The organism is Microvirga solisilvae (assembly GCF_022808595.1).
Lineage (GTDB): Bacteria > Pseudomonadota > Alphaproteobacteria > Rhizobiales > Beijerinckiaceae > Microvirga > Microvirga solisilvae.
Genome location: NZ_JAKUCN010000002.1, coordinates 16,913 through 35,131, shown reverse-complemented (window position 1 = coordinate 35,131; position 18,219 = coordinate 16,913). Strand labels below are relative to the sequence as shown.

The 18,219-nt window shown below is 61.4% G+C and carries 18 protein-coding genes; 11 read left to right on the top strand and 7 right to left on the bottom strand.

Annotated elements, in window-relative coordinates; genetic code table 11:
• Positions 1 to 42: 42 nt before the first annotated feature.
• Positions 43 to 768, bottom strand: a complete 726-nt coding sequence (locus MJ639_RS04675) for a Tim44/TimA family putative adaptor protein (protein WP_243369068.1) — start codon at positions 766 to 768, stop codon at positions 43 to 45.
• A gap of 265 nt (positions 769 to 1,033) precedes the next feature.
• Between MJ639_RS04675 and secB the strand changes: the two genes are divergently transcribed.
• Positions 1,034 to 1,519, top strand: coding sequence for a protein-export chaperone SecB (secB, locus tag MJ639_RS04670; RefSeq protein ID WP_243369066.1), 486 nt, complete (start codon positions 1,034 to 1,036; stop codon positions 1,517 to 1,519).
• A gap of 198 nt (positions 1,520 to 1,717) precedes the next feature.
• Here secB and dnaQ read toward each other — a convergent pair whose 3' ends face one another.
• The 5 genes from dnaQ to MJ639_RS04645 are packed head-to-tail and all read right to left on the bottom strand — an operon-like array spanning position 1,718 to position 5,376.
• Positions 1,718 to 2,446, bottom strand: a complete 729-nt coding sequence (gene dnaQ / locus MJ639_RS04665; RefSeq protein WP_243369064.1) for a DNA polymerase III subunit epsilon — start codon at positions 2,444 to 2,446, stop codon at positions 1,718 to 1,720.
• A 2-nt stretch (positions 2,447 to 2,448) separates the two neighbouring features.
• A complete protein-coding gene (gene coaE / locus MJ639_RS04660; RefSeq protein WP_243369062.1) occupies positions 2,449 to 3,063 on the bottom strand; it encodes a dephospho-CoA kinase in 615 nt (204 codons plus the stop codon).
• The gene (locus MJ639_RS04655; RefSeq protein WP_243369060.1) at positions 3,060 to 3,908 is read right to left on the bottom strand and encodes a shikimate dehydrogenase; all 849 of its coding nucleotides are present in this window, start codon (positions 3,906 to 3,908) and stop codon (positions 3,060 to 3,062) included. The genes coaE and MJ639_RS04655 overlap by 4 nt, the downstream gene beginning before the upstream one ends.
• Before the next feature lie 12 nt (positions 3,909 to 3,920).
• Positions 3,921 to 4,538: a Maf family protein gene (locus MJ639_RS04650; RefSeq protein WP_243369058.1), complete on the bottom strand. Its 618-nt coding sequence runs from the start codon at positions 4,536 to 4,538 to the stop codon at positions 3,921 to 3,923.
• A 4-nt stretch (positions 4,539 to 4,542) separates the two neighbouring features.
• The gene (locus tag MJ639_RS04645) at positions 4,543 to 5,376 is read right to left on the bottom strand and encodes a pyruvate, water dikinase regulatory protein (protein ID WP_243369057.1); all 834 of its coding nucleotides are present in this window, start codon (positions 5,374 to 5,376) and stop codon (positions 4,543 to 4,545) included.
• A gap of 444 nt (positions 5,377 to 5,820) precedes the next feature.
• On the opposite strand from MJ639_RS04645, the gene hemE reads away from it, so the two are divergent.
• The 4 genes from hemE (at position 5,821) to rho (ending at position 9,481) form a co-directional block, all read left to right on the top strand.
• Entirely contained in the window at positions 5,821 to 6,858 is a 1,038-nt protein-coding gene (gene hemE / locus MJ639_RS04640) for a uroporphyrinogen decarboxylase (protein WP_243369056.1), read from the top strand.
• A 7-nt stretch (positions 6,859 to 6,865) separates the two neighbouring features.
• Complete coding sequence (hemJ, locus tag MJ639_RS04635) at positions 6,866 to 7,288, top strand: protoporphyrinogen oxidase HemJ (protein ID WP_243369717.1); 423 nt, start codon at positions 6,866 to 6,868, stop codon at positions 7,286 to 7,288.
• Positions 7,289 to 8,014 (top strand): hypothetical protein, encoded by a 726-nt coding sequence (locus MJ639_RS04630; RefSeq protein ID WP_243369055.1) that lies wholly within the window; start codon positions 7,289 to 7,291, stop codon positions 8,012 to 8,014. It abuts the gene before it with no gap.
• 201 nt (positions 8,015 to 8,215) lie between these two features.
• Entirely contained in the window at positions 8,216 to 9,481 is a 1,266-nt protein-coding gene (gene rho, locus MJ639_RS04625; RefSeq protein ID WP_243369054.1) for a transcription termination factor Rho, read from the top strand.
• Positions 9,482 to 9,698: 217 nt separating this feature from the next.
• On the opposite strand, the gene MJ639_RS04620 is transcribed toward rho, so the two are convergent.
• On the bottom strand, positions 9,699 to 11,705 hold the full coding sequence (locus MJ639_RS04620) for a thioredoxin domain-containing protein (RefSeq protein WP_243369053.1): 2,007 nt from the start codon (positions 11,703 to 11,705) through the stop codon (positions 9,699 to 9,701).
• 138 nt (positions 11,706 to 11,843) lie between these two features.
• On the opposite strand from MJ639_RS04620, the gene mnmE reads away from it, so the two are divergent.
• The 6 genes from mnmE to MJ639_RS04590 all read left to right on the top strand — a co-directional run bounded on the left by mnmE (position 11,844) and on the right by MJ639_RS04590 (position 18,215).
• A complete protein-coding gene (mnmE, locus tag MJ639_RS04615; protein ID WP_243369052.1) occupies positions 11,844 to 13,154 on the top strand; it encodes a tRNA uridine-5-carboxymethylaminomethyl(34) synthesis GTPase MnmE in 1,311 nt (436 codons plus the stop codon).
• Between the two features lie 203 nt (positions 13,155 to 13,357).
• Positions 13,358 to 15,259, top strand: a complete 1,902-nt coding sequence (gene mnmG / locus MJ639_RS04610) for a tRNA uridine-5-carboxymethylaminomethyl(34) synthesis enzyme MnmG (RefSeq protein WP_243369051.1) — start codon at positions 13,358 to 13,360, stop codon at positions 15,257 to 15,259.
• Positions 15,256 to 15,876: a 16S rRNA (guanine(527)-N(7))-methyltransferase RsmG gene (gene rsmG, locus MJ639_RS04605; protein WP_243369050.1), complete on the top strand. Its 621-nt coding sequence runs from the start codon at positions 15,256 to 15,258 to the stop codon at positions 15,874 to 15,876. The genes mnmG and rsmG overlap by 4 nt, the downstream gene beginning before the upstream one ends.
• Positions 15,873 to 16,712 (top strand): ParA family protein, encoded by an 840-nt coding sequence (locus tag MJ639_RS04600; RefSeq protein ID WP_423790754.1) that lies wholly within the window; start codon positions 15,873 to 15,875, stop codon positions 16,710 to 16,712. Before rsmG ends, MJ639_RS04600 begins: the two co-directional genes overlap by 4 nt.
• 19 nt (positions 16,713 to 16,731) lie before the next feature.
• Complete coding sequence (locus MJ639_RS04595) at positions 16,732 to 17,616, top strand: ParB/RepB/Spo0J family partition protein (RefSeq protein WP_243369049.1); 885 nt, start codon at positions 16,732 to 16,734, stop codon at positions 17,614 to 17,616.
• Positions 17,617 to 17,651: 35 nt separating this feature from the next.
• Complete coding sequence (locus MJ639_RS04590) at positions 17,652 to 18,215, top strand: SMI1/KNR4 family protein (RefSeq protein ID WP_243369048.1); 564 nt, start codon at positions 17,652 to 17,654, stop codon at positions 18,213 to 18,215.
• Positions 18,216 to 18,219 lie beyond the last annotated feature (4 nt).

Sequence of the window (18,219 nt, the reverse complement as noted above, 5' to 3'; positions counted from 1 at the left end):
GCCAGGGAAAGAGACAGGCGAGAAAAGCTCGCGCCGCATGCCTCATTGCCCCGCTTCGGTGGCGACGAGCTGCCAGTTGGGATCGCGGCTGCCGAGCTGGCGGGCGAAGGTCCATACATCGGTGACCTCGGCCACCTGATCCGGGCTGCCATCGACCACCGTGCCGGAGGCATCGCGGGTGACGGTGATGAGCTGCGACACGAAACGCACCACGATCTGTCCGGTCTTGCCGACGACCTCGGCCCTGGCCATCTCGGCCTTGTCGATGGAGACGAAGGTGGTCTCGACGCGCTCGCCTCGGCTTTCGCGTTCGCTGATGGCGCGCTCGAAGCCCTCATAGACCTCGCGGGAGAGAAGATCCTTCAGGGTCTTGCGGTCGCCCATGGCGAAGGCGCTGACGATCATCTCGTATGCGGCCTTGGCGCCTTCCACAAATTCTCCGGCGTTGAAATTCGGCTCCGCACGGGCAATGCCGTCAAGGGCGGTGGCCATGGGCGTGCCAGGTTCGGCAAAGCCCTTCCAGCGCTCGGCCGTCTGGACCTCGGCCGCAGCAGGACGGGTGCCGTTGGCGCCGGGAAGGCGCACTACATTGTGATCGGGCTCAGGATTAGGATTGCCTGGCCGCAGGGGCGCGTCACGGCGCGAGAGGGGATCGAAGGGCGGCTGTTCGCTGCCGGTTTTCTGTCCCAGCACCGAACGAAGACGCCAGATCACGAAGATGGCGAGTACGATAAAAATGAGGGTCGTGATGTCGAAGGAATCCTGCATCGTCGATCCGTTATGAGCCTGCCCGAGCCTGGCTGGCGCCAAGCGTTGCCCCGAGGTGAGAAAACGTCATTCTTTGCATATGGGGTTCAAGGGTCGTAACATCCACCTTTCCCCGCGACAAGCGAAGGAGGCTTGCCAATCTTGCCTCCCGAGCCGGAAACATGATAGCGCGGGAGCCCATGGCCCGTTGCCGCTCAGGCGCTTCATCACGATGAGGCGCCCCCGTCCGGGTCGACCGATTTACCCCTCTTCGGAGCATGAAACCATGGCCGACAACCCGGCAAACAACGGAGCGCCCGGCGGCATGCCCGCGCTGAACGCCCTTGCGCAGTACTGCAAGGACTTCTCGTTCGAGAATCCCAACGCCCCCCGCTCTCTGCAGCAGCAGGCACAGGGCCCGCAGATCGAACTGCAGGTCAACGTGAACGCCAAGCAGCTGGCGGACGCCGATTTCGAGGTGGACCTCACCCTCGAAGGCAATGCCAAGGTCGGCAGCGACGTGCTGTTCGCCTTCGAGCTCACCTATGCCGGCGTGTTCCGCGTGCAGAACGTGCCGCAGGAGCAGCTGCATCCGGTGGTGATGATCGAGTGCCCGCGCCTGCTCTTCCCCTTCGCCCGTCAGATCGTGGCGGAAGCGGTGCGCAACGGCGGCTTCCCGCCCCTTTACATCGATCCGATCGATTTCGTGGCTCTCTACCGCCAGCGCGCGGCCGAAATGCAGGGCCAGCAGGGCGGCCAGACCCTGTCGTAAGACAGTTCGGTCTTTCAGCTTTCAGAGCGGAGCAGGCAACTGCTCCGCTTTTTACTGCCTACAATACAGCCTCACCCTGAGGAGCGTAGCGTCTCGAAGGGCGAGGCGTCTCCAGTGTTCTCTCGAACCTCCTTCGAGACGCCGCTTTGCGGCTCCTCAGGATGAGGACTGAGTTTCGTTTGTGTTCGGGACGACTTTTTAAGACGACTTTTCCGGCGATGCCTCGCCGAGATATTCGCGCCAGAGTGAGTTGGCCCCAAGCTGCTCGATGAAGGCCGCATGGGCGGCGCGTTCCGCATCCGTCAGGCGCGAGATCATGGGACGGGGCTTTGCTTCGCGCGGCGCATTCGCATCGGACCGCAACGCGGCGCCGCCGGCTTTGTTCGGCTGGGCAGAGAGATCGAAGCCCACCTGCCGGCCGCCGATCAGCTCGATATAGACTTCGGCGAGAATTTCGGAATCGAGCAACGCGCCGTGCTTGGTGCGCTTGGAATTGTCGATGCCGTAGCGCGAGCAGAGCGCATCGAGATTGTTCGCGGCACCCGGATGCTTGCGGCGCGCCATGATGAGCGTGTCGACCGCATCCGCGAGATTGATCTGCGGATGGCCGGTGCGTGCGAATTCCGCGTTGATGAAACCGATATCGAACGGCGCATTGTGGATGACGAGACGTCCATCGCGGATGAAGTCGAAAAACTCGTCGGCGATGGCGGCAAAGACCGGCTTATCGGCCAAGAATTCATTGCTCAATCCGTGCACCGCGAAGGCGCCGGGATGAACCGGAAATTCCGGGTTGATATAGACGTGGTAGGTCTTGCCCGTCGGGATGTGATTGAGCAGCTCGACGCAGCCGATTTCGACGATCCGGTCGCCCTTGGCGTGATCGGTGCCGGTGGTTTCGGTATCGAGAACGATCTCTCGCAGCATCGTCAAACTCTCTTCAGCAATTCACGACGGCCCGGCCGCCCCGCGAGGCAGGCCAGGATAGAACGCACCTGGGCCTCGGCGGAAGCAAAGCCGCGACTCGTATCGACAAGAAAATGCGCGCGGGCGCGCTTTTGCGAATCCGGCATCTGTTTACGCAGGATCGCCTGAAAAGTCTCTTCATTCATGCCGGGCCGCGCCATCACGCGCGCGCGCTGCACATCCTCCGGCGCGGTGACGACGAGAACCGCATCGCAGCGCGTCTCGCCCTTCGTCTCAAAGAGAAGCGGAATGTCGAGCACCGCGATGGGAGATGTGGCCGATATCCGCTCCAGAAAGTTTTCCTCTTCCTCGCGCACCAGCGGATGCACGATGCTCTCCAACTGTTTCAGTTTCTCCGCATCGTTAAGTACGGCTTGGCCCAGTTTGCGGCGATCCACGACGCCATCGACGACCGTGCCGGGAAACGCCTTCTCGATCAGCGGCGCGGCGCGTCCGCGATAGAGCGCGTGGACGGCGGCATCCGCATCGTGCACCGGCACGCCGAGCTTGCGGAAAAGATCGGCGGTGGCCGATTTTCCCATGCCGATGGAGCCGGTGAGCCCGAGCACGAAGGTCATTTTCCGCCCTCGATATCGGCGACGATCAACGCACGCAGTTCCGGCGTCACTTCAGGCCTCACACCGAACCAGCGCTCGAAACCGGGCACGGCCTGGTGCAGCAGCATCCCTAGACCATCGACAATTCTCAAGCCTCGTGCTTCGGCAGCAGCGAGCAGGGGTGTTTTCAGCGGGACATAGACGATGTCGGTGACGACGGCGTTGTCGGGTGCTCGATCGAGATCGAGAAGAAGCGGCGGCTGTCCGGCCATGCCGAGCGAGGTGGTGTTGACGATGAGCTGCGCGTCGGGAAGTACGCTGCCGATATTATCCCAGGCGACAGCCTCGAGTTTCACGGTGCTGTAGCGTTCGAGATCGCGCACAATCTCTTGCGCCTTCGATATGGTGCGGTTGGCGATAACGATGCGCTTGAACGAGCGCTCCTGCAAGCCCGCCACGATGCCGCGCGCGGCACCACCCGCACCGAGAACGAGCACGGTTTCCACATGCTGTTCCCAAGCGATCCCCAGGTTCTGGTCGAGATTGGCCATGAAGCCGAGCACATCCGTGTTGTCGCCCCACAGCACGCCGTCTTTCACCCAGAGCGTGTTGACCGCCTTCAGGCGTTCCGCGCGCTCCGTCCTGCGCATGACGCCTGCGAAGGCCACCTCTTTGTGCGGGATCGTGACATTGCCGCCGGCAAATCCCTGCTCGTGAAAACCTTTCAGGAAATTCCCGAAATTCACAGGCTCCACCTCGATACGTTCATAGGAGCCGTCGATGCCGTATGTCTTCAGCCAAAACCCGTGAATGAGCGGCGAGCGTGAATGCTTGATCGGATGGCCGACGACGAAGGCCTTTGTCATCACATGCAAGTCCTAGAGGGAAACACAGCCGAGCCGGCGCAGGGCTGAGAGAAGCGGTAGCAGCGGCAATCCGAGGATCGTGGAATGATCGCCTTCGACCTTGTCGAACAGGTGAACGCCGAGACCTTCATAATGATAAACGCCGACGCTGTGGAGCACGCCGGGACCCGCCAGCTCCAGATAAAGATCGATGGCTTCGGGGCTGAGCGGGCGCATGGCGAGAGTGGCGATGGCGACAAAGCTCTCCACCACCTTGCCACCGATGGCGAGCGCTCCGGCGGAATGGAGCGCGTGTGTTTTCCCTGACAGCGCCTGCAGCTGCAGCTTGGCCGCCTCGCGATCCGCCACCTTGTGAAACACTTTTTCCCCGCAGGCGAGAACCTGGTCGGCGCCGAGCACGATGCGCTGCGGATTCCGCAGGCTCACCGCAAGCGCCTTCTCGGCGGCAAGGCGTGCGGCGAGAGCGGGCGGATCGAGCTTCTCGCTTCGCGCCGCATCCTCGACGAGACGCTCGTCGACATTCGAATTTTGTGTCTCGACCGACAATCCCGCGCTGACGAGAAGCGCAAGACGGGTTGCGCTCGTCGAAGCAAGCACCAGTTTTTCCGAAGCGGTCCAGAGCGCGGGCACGGTGTTACTCCGCGATGAATTTCAGGCGGTGGTCGCGGTAGAGATCGATGATCGCCGCCGCCGTCTCCTCGATGGAGCGGCGCGTCACGTCGATCACCGGCCAGCCATGACGCGCGAAAAGCCGCCGCGACGCCGCGATCTCCTCCGCCACCGCTTCACGATCCACATAGGATGTATCGTCATCCGCATTCAGACTCAAAAGTCTGTTCTGCCGGATCTGCACAATGCGCTCCGGCGTCGCGACAAGCCCGACGATGAGCGCCTTCTTCGCCGTCTCCAGTTTCGGCGGCATCGGCATGCCGGGAACGAGCGGGAAATTCGCCGTCTTCAAGCCGCGATTGGCGAGATAGACGGCGGTGGGTGTTTTCGATGTGCGGCTCACGCCCATGAGGATCACGTCCGCCTCGTCCAAATCGTCGGGCAGATGCCCGTCGTCGTGGAGAAGCGTGAAGTTCATGGCGTCGATGCGCTTGAAATATTCCGCGTTCAGCATGTGCTGCGCGCCCGGCCGCGCGGTGGAATGCGTGCCGAGGTAAGACGAAATCATCTGGTGCACGGGCTCGAGCACGGAGAGATAGGGCGAGCCCGTGGCGCGGCAGACCTCTTCAAGGCGCGTCGTCAGATCGTTGTCCACGAGGGTGTAGAGAACGATGCCGGGTGCGGTTTCGATCTCACTCAACACGCGTTCGAGCTGCGAGGTAGAGCGTACCAGCGGATAAACATGCTCGATGGCGGCCACGCCTTCATATTGGGCCACCACGGCGCGGGCCACGGTAATCAGGGTTTCACCCGTCGAGTCGGAGACGAGATGGAGATGAAAATAGCTGCGTCCCGCCATTGTGGTTCTCCCGACGCGAGAGACATATCGTTCGGCGTGAAGGGAAGGTCAGAGCCTATTCCACTTATCCCGCACGACGGCCTGAAGGAGTCGATTAGTGTGGATAGAACGGCTCAATCCCGAGGTCCAGGGCAGAGGCCTGTGATTTGCCGGACCAGCCATCAACAGGGCAGCCTGATGTGTGAGTCTCAAATCCCAAGCTTGGGGGAATCCGGCACGAATCACGTTCCGATGTGACGTTAACCTTCCGTTTAAATTCGTTAACGGGTTGTTAAGGTTTAAGAATTCGGAAAGGATTGAGGCAGGCTTGCCCCAATCGTTAATGAACAGTTAACGACCCTGGCCGTGTGGAAGGGTTGTGGACGGGGTTGCGGCTTTGCGATTCACGGCCCAAGAGAAACAGCAGATTCTTTATATAAAAGATATTCTTTTAAGAGAGGCCCTGTGAGCGAGCATCCCACCAAAGCGATCCTCCGCGTGCTGAACGGCGAACCGGTTTGGCCTCTTCCGATCTGGATCATGCGCCAGGCAGGCCGTTATCTGCCGGAATATCGTGAAACACGAAAAACGGCCGGCTCGTTCCTCGATCTCTGCTACACGCCGAGGCTTGCCGAGGAAGTGACCCTTCAGCCGATCCGCCGTTTCGGCTTCGATGCCTCGATCCTGTTCTCCGATATCCTGGTCATCCCCCATGCTCTGGGTCAGGACGTGCGCTTCATGGAGAACGAGGGTCCCAAGCTCGATCCGGTCACCTCGGAGCAGGACTTTTCCAGGCTTGCCGATGAACTGCCGTTGGAGCGTCTCAACCCGGTCTTCGAGACCCTCGACCGCCTGAGCAAGAGCCTTCCGAAGGAAACCACCCTTCTCGGCTTCTGCGGTGCTCCCTGGACCGTGGCGAGCTATATGATTGCCGGCAAGGGCACTCCGGATCAGGCCCCTGCCCGGATCACCGCCTATCGCGATCCGGCCTTCATGGACGCGCTGATCGACCGGTTGGTGCGGGCCTCCACCGCCTATCTCATCCGCCAGATCGATGCGGGCGCCGAAGCCGTGCAGATTTTCGAGAGTTTCGGTTCGGCCCTGCCGCCCGCACTTTTCGACCGGCTGTCACTGAACCCGATCCGCCGGATGGTCGAAGGGCTCAAGAGCGCCCGGCCCCAGGCCAAGGTGATCGTCTTCGTGCGCGGTGGCGGCGCGAACCTTCATCGCTTCGCCTCTGCCGGGATCGGCGATGCGCTCGCCCTCGACTGGACCCTCGATCCCGCTATCGTGCTGCCGACACTGCCGAACAATGTGGCGACCCAGGGCAATCTCGATCCGCTGGCACTGATTGCCGGCGGCGCTCCGATGGAGCAGGGGATCGACCATATTCTGAAGGCAGTGAAGGGACGTCCTCACATCTTCAATCTCGGCCACGGCATCCTGCCCGAAACGCCGATCGCCCATGTGGAGCAGATGATCGCTCGCGTGAGGGGAGCTTGAACGAATGCTGTATCTTTGGCTGAAGGCCCTTCACGTCATCGCCGTCATCGCCTGGATGGCGGGCATGCTCTATCTGCCGCGCCTCTTCGTGTATCATTGCGATGCGCCGAAGGGCTCGATCCAGTCTGAGACCTTCAAGATCATGGAGCGGCGGCTTCTCAAGGCGATCATCAATCCGGCGATGATCGTCACCTGGGTGCTTGGCCTCTACCTTCTCTGGGACGGTGGTTGGTACACATCCGGCTGGATGCACGCGAAGATCGCGCTCGTGCTGATTATGTCCGGTTTGCACGGCGTCTATGTGCGCCGCCTGAAGGACTTCGCCGCCGACAAGAACACCAAGCCCGCGAAATACTACCGCATCCTCAACGAGGTGCCGACGGTTCTGATGATCGGCATCGTGATCCTCGTGATCGTGAAGCCGTTCTAGGTGACAGACGAACTGGTTACCCTGGCCGCGCGCAACAATGCGGAATGGTGCGATGCCGTGTGCCGCGCGAACGGAAAGGGCGGCGTGTTTCGCGATGCGCTCTGGATCAACCAGCACGGCACGCCGCGCTTCTATCCCGATGCGGTGACGCTCGCCGGAAAGAAAATGACAGGCGATATTCTCCCGCTCGTTTCCGATGCTATCGCGGCACAGCCTCAACGCGCCTGGGCCGTGAAGGACAGCTTTGCGGAACTCGATCTGACAGCGTTGAACTTCACCCCGTTTTTCGAGGCGACCTGGATCTGTCGCGATCCTTCCGCGAAAGGTCATGTACTGAATGAGGTGACGGCTCGGATCGTGCGTACTGAAGCGGAGCTGGCGGCTTGGTCGAAAGCCTGGGTAGGTGACGATGCCTCCATCGTTTCCCTTCCCTTCAAGCCGATTCTTCTCCAAGACCCTTCCATTCTTTTCGTAAGGGTCGAGCGATTGGGTATTCCCATCGGCGGCGGGGTTCTGTCGAGAAGCGCAGGCGCTGTCGGTCTCTCGAATGTTTTCACCGATCCCGGTTATGAGGATCTAGCTTGGCAAGCTCTCGCGGCCTGCGCAACCAGGCACAACCCTTCTATGCCGCTTGTCGGTTATGAGCGTGGAAACGATCTCGATGCGGCCTGCAGGAATGGTTTCCGGCCCATCGGGACTTTGCGGGTCTGGGTGCGCTCCGCCTGATCCACCCCGAAGGGGGCTTGAGAAAACCCGAAAACACGGCTATAAAGAAGTTCTCTTCCATAAAAGACAGGTTGCGCTGCACGAGCCCCACAGGGCTCTTTCAAGTCACCTCTGGTGAACGGAGCGGCCCTGTCGAACATTCCCCCGATCTCCCCGCGCAGCTTTTTCCATCCGCGCTTTTTACCCCGAGAGTGTTCCCCGATGAGGGAAATCAAACTTCAAGACCTGAAATCCAAATCCGCCACCGAACTCATCACCTTCGCCGAGGAGCTCGAGGTCGAGAACGCGAGCACGATGCGCAAGCAGGAGCTCATGTTCGCCATCCTCAAGCAGCTTGCCGCACGGGAAGTCGAGATCATCGGCGCGGGCGTGGTCGAGGTGCTGCAGGACGGCTTCGGCTTCCTCCGCTCGGCCGATTCGAACTACCTGCCCGGCCCGGACGACATCTATGTGTCGCCCAGCCAGATCCGCAAATTTGGCCTGCGCACCGGCGATACGGTGGACGGCCCGATCCGCGGCCCAAAGGAGGGCGAGCGCTACTTCGCCCTGCTCAAGGTCAACACGATCAATTTCGAAGACCCTGAGAAGATCAGGCACAAGGTTCACTTCGACAACCTGACGCCGCTCTTCCCGCAAGAGCGCTTCAAGCTCGAAATCGACGATCCGACGAGGAAGGATTACTCGCCGCGCATCATCGACATCGTCTCGCCCATCGGTAAGGGCCAGCGCGCGCTCATCGTCGCGCCGCCGCGTACCGGTAAGACGGTTCTCATGCAGAACGTGGCGCAGTCGATCACCACCAACCATCCCGAGTGCTACCTCATCGTGCTGCTCATCGACGAGCGTCCCGAGGAAGTCACCGACATGCAGCGCTCCGTGAAGGGCGAGGTCGTCGCCTCCACCTTCGACGAGCCGGCGACCCGCCACGTGCAGGTGGCCGAGATGGTGATCGAGAAGGCCAAGCGCCTCGTGGAGCATGGCCGCGACGTGGTCATCCTGCTCGACTCGATCACCCGTCTGGGCCGCGCCTACAACACGGTGGTTCCGTCCTCCGGCAAGGTGCTCACCGGCGGTGTCGACGCCAACGCGCTCCAGCGCCCGAAGCGCTTCTTCGGTGCGGCGCGTAACATCGAGGAGGGCGGTTCGCTCACCATCATCGCGACGGCGCTCATCGATACCGGCTCGCGCATGGACGAAGTGATCTTCGAAGAGTTCAAGGGCACCGGTAACTCGGAAATCATCCTTGACCGCAAGGTTGCCGACAAGCGCACCTTCCCGGCCATCGACATCACCCGCTCCGGCACCCGTAAGGAAGAGCTGCTGGTGCCGAGCGATACGCTCAAGAAGATGTACGTGCTGCGCCGCATCCTCAACCCGATGGGCACGGTGGACGCGATCGAGTTCCTGCTCGACAAGCTGCGTCAGACCAAGTCGAACGGCGAGTTCTTCGACTCGATGAACACCTGATCGCCAAAACGTCAGGCTTTCAACATCGCCCCATCCTCCTCGCGGAGGGTGGGGTTTTTGTTTGGATTCAGAACACGCCCATCAGAAACAGGATGAGCAAAGTGAGGCCTGCGGAAATCAGGAGCGAACCTGCGCATCCGAGTCGGTTCGAGAAGAAAAAGAACATGGCCGCTCCCAGGGCTGTCGGAGATGAAATCTCCGGGTCGCGTTCCTGTTCCTACGCCGACAGCATCTCCTTCACCCGAGCCGTCAGAGCATCCGGCGTCTTGAGCGGGAGCGAACAGCGTTGGCCTGCGCAGACGAGTGCTTGCGCACCTTCACGCGATGAAGGGAGAGCCTTCGCCGGATGGTTTTCATCCAGCACCTCATCGTCGTTCAACCATCTCACGCTGCGGTCGAGATAGGGTATCTGCAAGGCTGCCGCATGAAGCGGCTCTGCATCGTCTCCCGTGATGAGAATGCTCAACCCCCGCAGGTGAAGATCGAGCGCATTCAGGATCGAGGTGTGACCGAGCGGGGAGGAGCGGGCGATGCCGACGAGTGAGGTCAGGATCTGCGTGGCCCGTTGGTGATCGGTTTGCGTTTCCGTAATTTGCGCCAGCCGCACCAGCGCTTCCGCGAACACGCCGTTGGCATTGGGCACCGCTTCGTCATGAGTGGGCTGGGGCCTGACGACGAGCGGGTCGGCGCTCCTTGCCGTCATGGCGAGACATCCGCTCTCTTCGATCATGAATTCGGCAAGCAGCACATCGCGCCAGGTTCGTGCATCGCGCATGTAAGAGGCGTCACCCGTTGCTTCATGCAAAGCCAGCGCCGCCCGCATCATGGCCGCATGATCGAGCGCGAAGCCGGGAAAGATCAGCGAGCCTTCGCGCCAGGAATGTCCGAGCCTGCCATCGCGGCTCATCGAAGCGGAGATGAAACGATAGGCACGTGCGGCGAGCGCGATCCATTCCGGATGATCGAGGAGGGGAGCGGCGCGCACGAGGGCGGACATCATCATCCCATTCCAATCGGCCAGCACCTTGTCATCGAGTCCAGGACGCACACGTGATGCGCGACGCTCCAGCAATTTCGCGCGCATGATCGCAAGACGCTCTTCGACCGGAGCAGGGGCCTCGCCCGTGATCAGCCGGTTCGGAATGTTGTGGCCTTCGAAGTTTCCTTCCTCGGTGATGTCGTAAACTTTCGCGAAGAAGGCTGCGTCTTCATCGCCAAGCACGTCACGGATTTCACTGAGGCTCCACACATAGAAGCGACCTTCCTCGCCTTCCGAATCCGCATCGAGACTCGAGGCGAAGGCTCCTTCCGGCGTCACCATCTCCCGCTCGAGCCAGATGACGATGCCGTCCGCCGCATCCTTGAACAGCGCGCGTCCGGTCTCTGCATAAGCCAGCGCGTAGAGCTCCAGCAGCTGCGCATTGTCGTAGAGCATCTTCTCGAAATGCGGCACGAGCCAGCGCTCATCCACCGAGTAGCGGGCGAAGCCTCCGCCGAGATGGTCGTGGATTCCGCCGAGCGCCATCTGCTCCATCGTCAGAAGAAATTTCGCGCGGGCATCCGCGTCGTTGGTGCGACGGGTATAGCGCAGGAGATATTCGAGGATCGGCGGGTTGGGGAATTTCGGCGCGCCCTGGAGACCGCCATGCTGCGTGTCGATCAGCTCCGACAGGCGCAGGCCCATCCGGTCGAGATCGGCGAGACTGAGAGACCCGCCATCGGATTCCGCACCTTTCGCGAGATGCGCTTTCAAGGCATCCCGGTTCTTGAGGATGCGCTCCGGCTCCGCGTGATAGAGGCGGCTGATCTCATTGAGCACCTGCACGAAGCCGGGCCGGCCGAACTTCGGCTCTTTCGGGAAATAGGTACCACCCCAGAAGGGCTCCCCCTCCGGCGTCAGGAACATGGTGAGCGGCCAGCCGCCCTGTTCGCCGAGAAGGTGGAGCGCACTCATATAGACATGGTCCACATCGGGCCGCTCCTCCCGGTCGACCTTGATGTTCACGTAGAGCTCGTTCATGACCGCAGCCACGCCGGGATCCTCGAAGCTCTCGTGGGCCATCACATGACACCAGTGGCACGCGGCATAGCCGATGGAGATGAGGATGGGCTTGTTCAGCCGCTTCGCCTCGGCAAGCGCCTCCGGTCCCCATTCCCACCAATGGACAGGATTGTCCCGGTGCTGCAGGAGATAGGGCGAACTGGCATTTCCGAGACGGTTCATGGATCCTGCTCCGAATGAGACGTCACGTGAAAAGGGTTGATCGATTCGGATCAGAACCGATCCTTGTTCCGTCTCGCGTTAAGCGTTCTTCAACCATAATCGCCCGATTGGGTCAGAGGTCCATAGAGGGTCAAACTCATGCGTTCGGATGACACCATCTTCGCCACCGCCTCCGGCCATGGCCGCGCGGCCGTGTGCATCATCCGGATCAGCGGGCCTGAGAGCCGGACCATTCTGGAGAGCCTCGGCGGCTCCGTGCCGGAGCCCCGCCATGCCGCCGTCCGTATCCTGCGCGAGTCAAAGACCGGTGAGCCGCTCGATCAGGCGTTGGTGCTCTGGATGCCGGGACCACGCAGCTTCACGGGGGAGGATCAGGCGGAGCTCCATATCCATGGCGGCCTCGCCACACGGGCGGCGATACTCAAGGTCCTCAGTAGCATCCCGAATTGTCGCCCGGCCGAAGCAGGGGAGTTCACCCGCCGCGCCTTCCTCAACGGACGGATGGATCTTTCCCAGGTCGAAGGCCTCGCCGATGTGATCGACGCCGAGACCGAGGCCCAGCGCCGTCAGGCCATGTTCCAGCTCGAAGGCCGCCTGGGCAACGCTGCCGAGCGCTGGCGCGAAGGGATCCTGCTGGCTCTCGCCTTGCTCGAAGCGAGCCTCGACTTTTCCGATGAGGGCGATGTGCCGGAGGATCTGGAGGCGGACATTCTGCAGCGGCTCGACAACCTTCATGCCGAGATCGGGCAGGCCCTATCGAACCGTAGCGGCGAGCGTCTGCGCGAGGGCTTCACCGTCGTGCTCGCGGGTCCGCCCAACGCGGGTAAGTCCACTTTGCTCAATGCGCTCGCCCGGAGGGATGTGGCCATCGTCTCACCCATTGCCGGAACCACCCGTGACGTGATCGAGGTCCATTGCGATCTCCGCGGTCTACCTGTTGTCATCGTCGATACGGCAGGCCTGCGGGAAAGCGCAGATGTGATCGAGCAGGAGGGCGTCTCCCGTGCTCGCGCCCGTGCCGAGAATGCCGACCTCGTGCTCTGGCTCGTCCCCCCGGAAGGCGAGGAGACAAAAGCTCCACCCGCCCGCCGTCTTCTGAAGGTCGGGACCAAGACCGATTTGAATCGGAACCGTCACGATTGCGATGTCCTCATCTCTGCCTCGACGGGGGAGGGGATTCCCGACTTGATCGCCGCGCTCGAACGGGAGGCCGAAGAAGCACTTGGGCAGGGCGATGCGATCCTCACCCGGGAGCGTCATCGCAAGGCTCTTGAGCGCGCCCTTCAGTGCCTAGCTGCTGGCCGCGCCCTGTTAGCAAGTGGCGGTCCGTTGGAATTGTCCGCTGAGGAAGTCCGCTTGGCGGCCCGCGCCGTGGGCGAGATTACTGGTCGCGTCGATGTTGAGGATGTGCTGGATCGCCTGTTTTCCAGCTTCTGCATCGGCAAATAGCGGCTCGGGTAACGATAAAGCGAATCTGTGTGACTCTTCGGAAGGCCTGTTCACGAATCGGTTGAATGGTGCTGAATCGCTTCTGCACAGCCTGTGTGAATCGTGTGCAGAACCGGTGGGCAGGGGTGAATGTTTCACGTGGAACATTTTGCCCTTTTGACCTCTCTGCTGCGAGGCCATAGACCCCAGGCATGGAGTTTCCCGTGAGTCAGATTTTGACGCCTGACATCTTCGATGTGGTCGTGGTCGGTGGTGGCCATGCCGGTGCTGAGGCCGCCGCCGCCTCGGCGCGCATGGGCGCGCGCACGGCTCTTGTCACGCATAAGCTCGCGACCGTGGGCGCCATGTCCTGCAACCCGGCCATCGGCGGTCTCGGCAAGGGCCATCTGGTTCGCGAGATCGACGCCCTCGATGGCGTCATGGGACGTATCGCCGACAAGGCAGGAATCCAGTTCCGTCTCTTGAATCGCCGCAAGGGCCCTGCTGTGCGCGGCCCGCGCACCCAGGCCGACCGGAAGCTTTATGCCCGCGCCATGCAGGCGGAGCTGCTTGGAACCCAGAACCTCACCATCGTGGAAGGGGAGGCGGACGATCTGGTCGTACAGGACGGGCGTGTGACCGGCCTTCTCCTAGCTGACGGCCGGACGCTTGTGACGGGTGCCGTGGTCATTACCACCGGTACCTTCCTTTCCGGCCTCATCCATATCGGCGAGAAAAAGATCCCCGCAGGCCGCATGGGCGAGCGCCCATCGCTCGGCTTGCCGAAGACTTTCGCCCGGCTCGGCTTCACCCTTGGCCGCCTGAAGACCGGTACGCCTCCGCGCCTTGATGGCCGCACCATCGACTGGTCAGGCGTCGACAAGCAGGCGGCGGATGAGGATCCGGTGCCGTTTTCGCTCCTGACCGACAGGATCACCACGCCTCAGATCGAATGCGGTATCACCCGCACGACGGCCAAGGTGCATGAGCTGATCCGGGGCAACCTGCACCGCTCGGCCATGTATTCCGGCGATATCCAGGGCACCGGCCCGCGCTATTGCCCCTCCATCGAGGACAAGGTGGTGCGTTTCGGGGACCGGGACGGCCACCAGATCTTCCTGGAGCCGGAAGGGCTCGACGACATCACCGTCTATCCCAATGGCATCTCGACCTCCCTGCCGGAGGACGTGCAGCTGGAGTTCCTGGCGCATATCCCGGGTCTCGAGAAGGTGCGGATGATCCAGCCCGCCTATGCCATCGAATACGATTATGTGGACCCACGAAATCTCACCGCCGGACTTGAGACCAAGGCCGTGAAGGGCCTCTTTCTGGCCGGTCAGATCAACGGCACGACGGGCTATGAGGAGGCAGGAGCCCAGGGGCTTGTGGCCGGCATCAATGCCGCCCGTCGCGCTGCCGGGCAGGAGAGCGTGGTTTTCGACCGGGCCGAATCCTACATCGGCGTGCTCATCGACGACCTGATCACCCGGGGCGTGAGTGAGCCCTACCGCATGTTCACCTCCCGCTCCGAATACCGTCTGAGCCTGCGCATCGACAATGTGGACGAGCGCCTGACGGGGAGAGGCCTGGAAATCGGCTGCGTCGGCTCAAAGCGCGAGGCCCATTTCCGGCAGTCGCAGGAAGAGATCCTTTCCATCCGCGAGAAACTCCAGGGCTTGAGCCTGACCCCTCAGGAGGCCGCCCGCCAGGGTCTCAACCTGAACCAGGACGGTGTACGGCGCTCCGCTTATCAACTCTTGTCCTACCCGACGATCGGCTGGAACGACCTCGCCAAGGCCTGGCCTGAACTCGCCGCCGTGAGCCCGCAGGTTCAGGAGCGCCTGGAAACGGACGCGACCTACGCCGTCTATCTCGACCGCCAGCAGGCCGATATCGCCGCGTATCGCCGGGATGAGGGAATCGTCCTGGAAGAGACGCTGGACTTCCAGGGGCTGCCGGGCCTGTCGAACGAGATCAAGGCCAAGCTCGATCTGGTCCGCCCCAAAACGCTTGGTCAGGCAGCTCGGATCGAGGGGATTACTCCTGCGGCGCTGACCCTACTCGCTGCCCATGCCAAGAAATCATCCTCGCGGGGCTCCCGAGCCATGGATTCGGTGGCATCATGAGCGCAGCCGTATCTGCCCCCATGAATGTTTCACGTGAAACGCAAGAGAAGCTTGAGCTTCTGGAGCGCGAGCTTCGCCGCTGGCAGGCGATCAAGAACCTCGTCGGCCCTGCCACGCTGGACCAGATCTGGGGCCGCCACATCGTCGATTCCCTCCAGCTTCTGAAGCTGGCGCCCGAGGCCAAGACCTGGGTCGACCTCGGCTCCGGAGCCGGTTTTCCGGGTCTGGTGCTCGCCATTGCCGGGCAGGAGAGGGGGCTGAAGGTCCATCTCGTTGAGAGCAATTCCCGCAAATGCTCTTTCCTGCGCCATGTGGCGCGTCTGACGGGTTCCACTGTCACGGTTCATGCGACAAGGCTGGAAACTGTGATTCCCGACTTCATCGGCAAGGCCGATGTGGTCTCCGCCCGGGCTCTGGCCTCGTTAACCCAGTTGCTGGAATGGACTGAGCCCATGTTGAAAACGGGGACAACCGGCCTCTTCCCCAAGGGGCGGGACGCCGAGTCCGAATTGACCGAGGCCCGGAAAAGGTGGACATTCGAGGCAGATATCCTGCCGAGCCGCACCGATTCCGAGGCCAGGATTCTTCGCATAACCTCCATCGAGAGCCATTCATGATGACCGACCGCAGCGAACCTGATGCTGGAGCGCGTGGCGTGAAGCCCCGTATTCTTGTGCTCGCCAACCAGAAGGGTGGCGTCGGCAAGACGACGACGGCCATCAATCTTGGCACGGCGCTCGCCGCCATCGGCGAGAAGGTGCTGATCGTGGATCTCGATCCGCAGGGCAACGCCTCGACGGGACTGGGGATCGACCGCAAGAGCCGCGAGGTCTCGACCTATCACGTGCTCGCCGGTGAAGCCTCGATTGCTGAGAGCATCACTGAGACGGTTGTGCCCGGATTATACGTTGCACCCTCGACTCTCGACCTGCTTGGCATCGAGTTGGAGATTGCGAACGAGCGCGACCGTGCTCATCGCCTTCGCATCGCGATTCAGGGTCTGATGGCCGAAAAAGTAATCGATCCCTTTACCTATGTTTTGATCGATTGCCCGCCTTCTTTGAATCTCTTGACCATCAACGCCTTGACCGCTGCTGACGCCGTTCTAGTGCCTCTCCAATGCGAATTTTTCGCGCTGGAAGGCCTCAGTCAGTTGCTCAAGACGGTCGAACAGGTCCGTTCGGCCCTCAACCCGGAACTCACGATCCACGGTGTGGTGCTCACCATGTTTGACCCCCGCAACAATCTATCGGGGCAGGTGGTGGCCGACGTGCGCGAGTTCATGGGCGACAAGGTTTACGAGACCATGATCCCGCGAAACGTGCGTGTGTCCGAGGCACCGTCACACGGCAAGCCGGTGCTACTCTACGACATCAAGTGCACGGGTTCGCAGGCCTATCTCCGTTTGGCATCCGAAATCATTCAGCGTGAGCGTTCCTTACGCGCCGCTTAAACAAAGTTAGAGAATAACAATGGCGAAAGAAGCGAAGTCGCTCGGCCGGGGCTTGGCCGCATTGATCGGCGAAGTCGGTGCCGAGATCGGCACCATGCAAGGCGCGAACAAGGGCGGGCAGAAGAAGGTGCCCGTCGAGTTTCTCGTTCCGAATCCGCGCAATCCGCGCAAGGTGTTCGAGGATACGGAGCTGCAGGAGCTGACCCAGTCCATTAAGGACCGCGGCATCATCCAGCCCATCGTCGTGCGGCCTTTGCCGAACAAGATGGACTCGTATGAGATTGTTGCCGGCGAGCGCCGCTGGCGCGCATCGCAGAAGGCGGGCCTGCACGAAGTGCCGGTCGTCATCGTCAATATCGACGACAAGACCTCGCTCGAATACGCCATTCTCGAAAACGTCCAGCGCGCTGATCTCAACCCCATCGAAGAAGCCGAAGGCTATGCGCGCCTGATGGCCGAGTTCTCCTATACGCAGGAGAATCTCTCAAAGATCATCGGTAAAAGCCGTAGCCACATCGCCAACATGATGCGCCTTACCGATCTGCCCGATCCGGTGAAGAAGCTTCTCGTCGATCGCAAGCTTTCCGCCGGTCACGGTCGCGCGCTGCTCGCCGTGAAGGACCCGATGTCGGTCGCCAAGCAGGTGATGGACCAGGGCCTGAGCGTGCGCCAGGTCGAGTCCATTGCGCAGACGGAAAACGCCGAGCCGTCCAAGGTGGAAGCGAAATCCGCCGCGAAGCCGAAGGTGCAGAAGGACCCGGATACCCGCGCGCTGGAACGCGTGCTGCAGGATGTGCTGGGCCTCACGGTTTCCATCGAGCACAAGGGCAATGGCGGCGAATTGCGTATTCGCTACAAGACCTTGGAGCAGCTCGACGGCCTGTGCCGACGGTTGAATCCGTAAGGCGAGCATAAACGGTCGGGCTCAGGAATATATCCGTGCGTCGTTTGATCATTCCCGTCACAGAGCGTTGGAACGAGGGCGAGCGCGACTGGTCTTTCGTCAAGGATCCACGGCAGGACATTGCCGATTGGGAGCGCAGGACAGGTCATGTCCTGCCTGATGGCTATCGTCGTTTCATGCTCGCGTTCAATGGCGGGCGCGTCTATCCGCGCCTCTTCCGTTACACTGTGCCGCTTGAGCGTTACCCGTCCACGGAGCCCGTCACTTTAGTCAACCCATTCTACTCTTGGGCATCCGCTGAGCGATACTGGCGTGGAGAGGTTTATCGTAGGGGCACGCCGCCAGATATGTTTTTCATCGGTTGCAATCCGGGCGGTCTGGAAATTCTGATGTCGTTGCGCTCAGAAGATTACGGCCAGATCTTCTGTTGGATCCATAGCACGAATATCTGGGGCACTGATGGCAACGACCAGATTTGGCATCAGGCCGACTCCTTCGATGACTTTTTGAGTTCGCTTTATGACGAGCCGAATGGTTCGGATTATAAGAGTTGGCATAGGCCAGGTTATGAGAAACTTGCGAAGCCACTCATCTTCTGAAGTC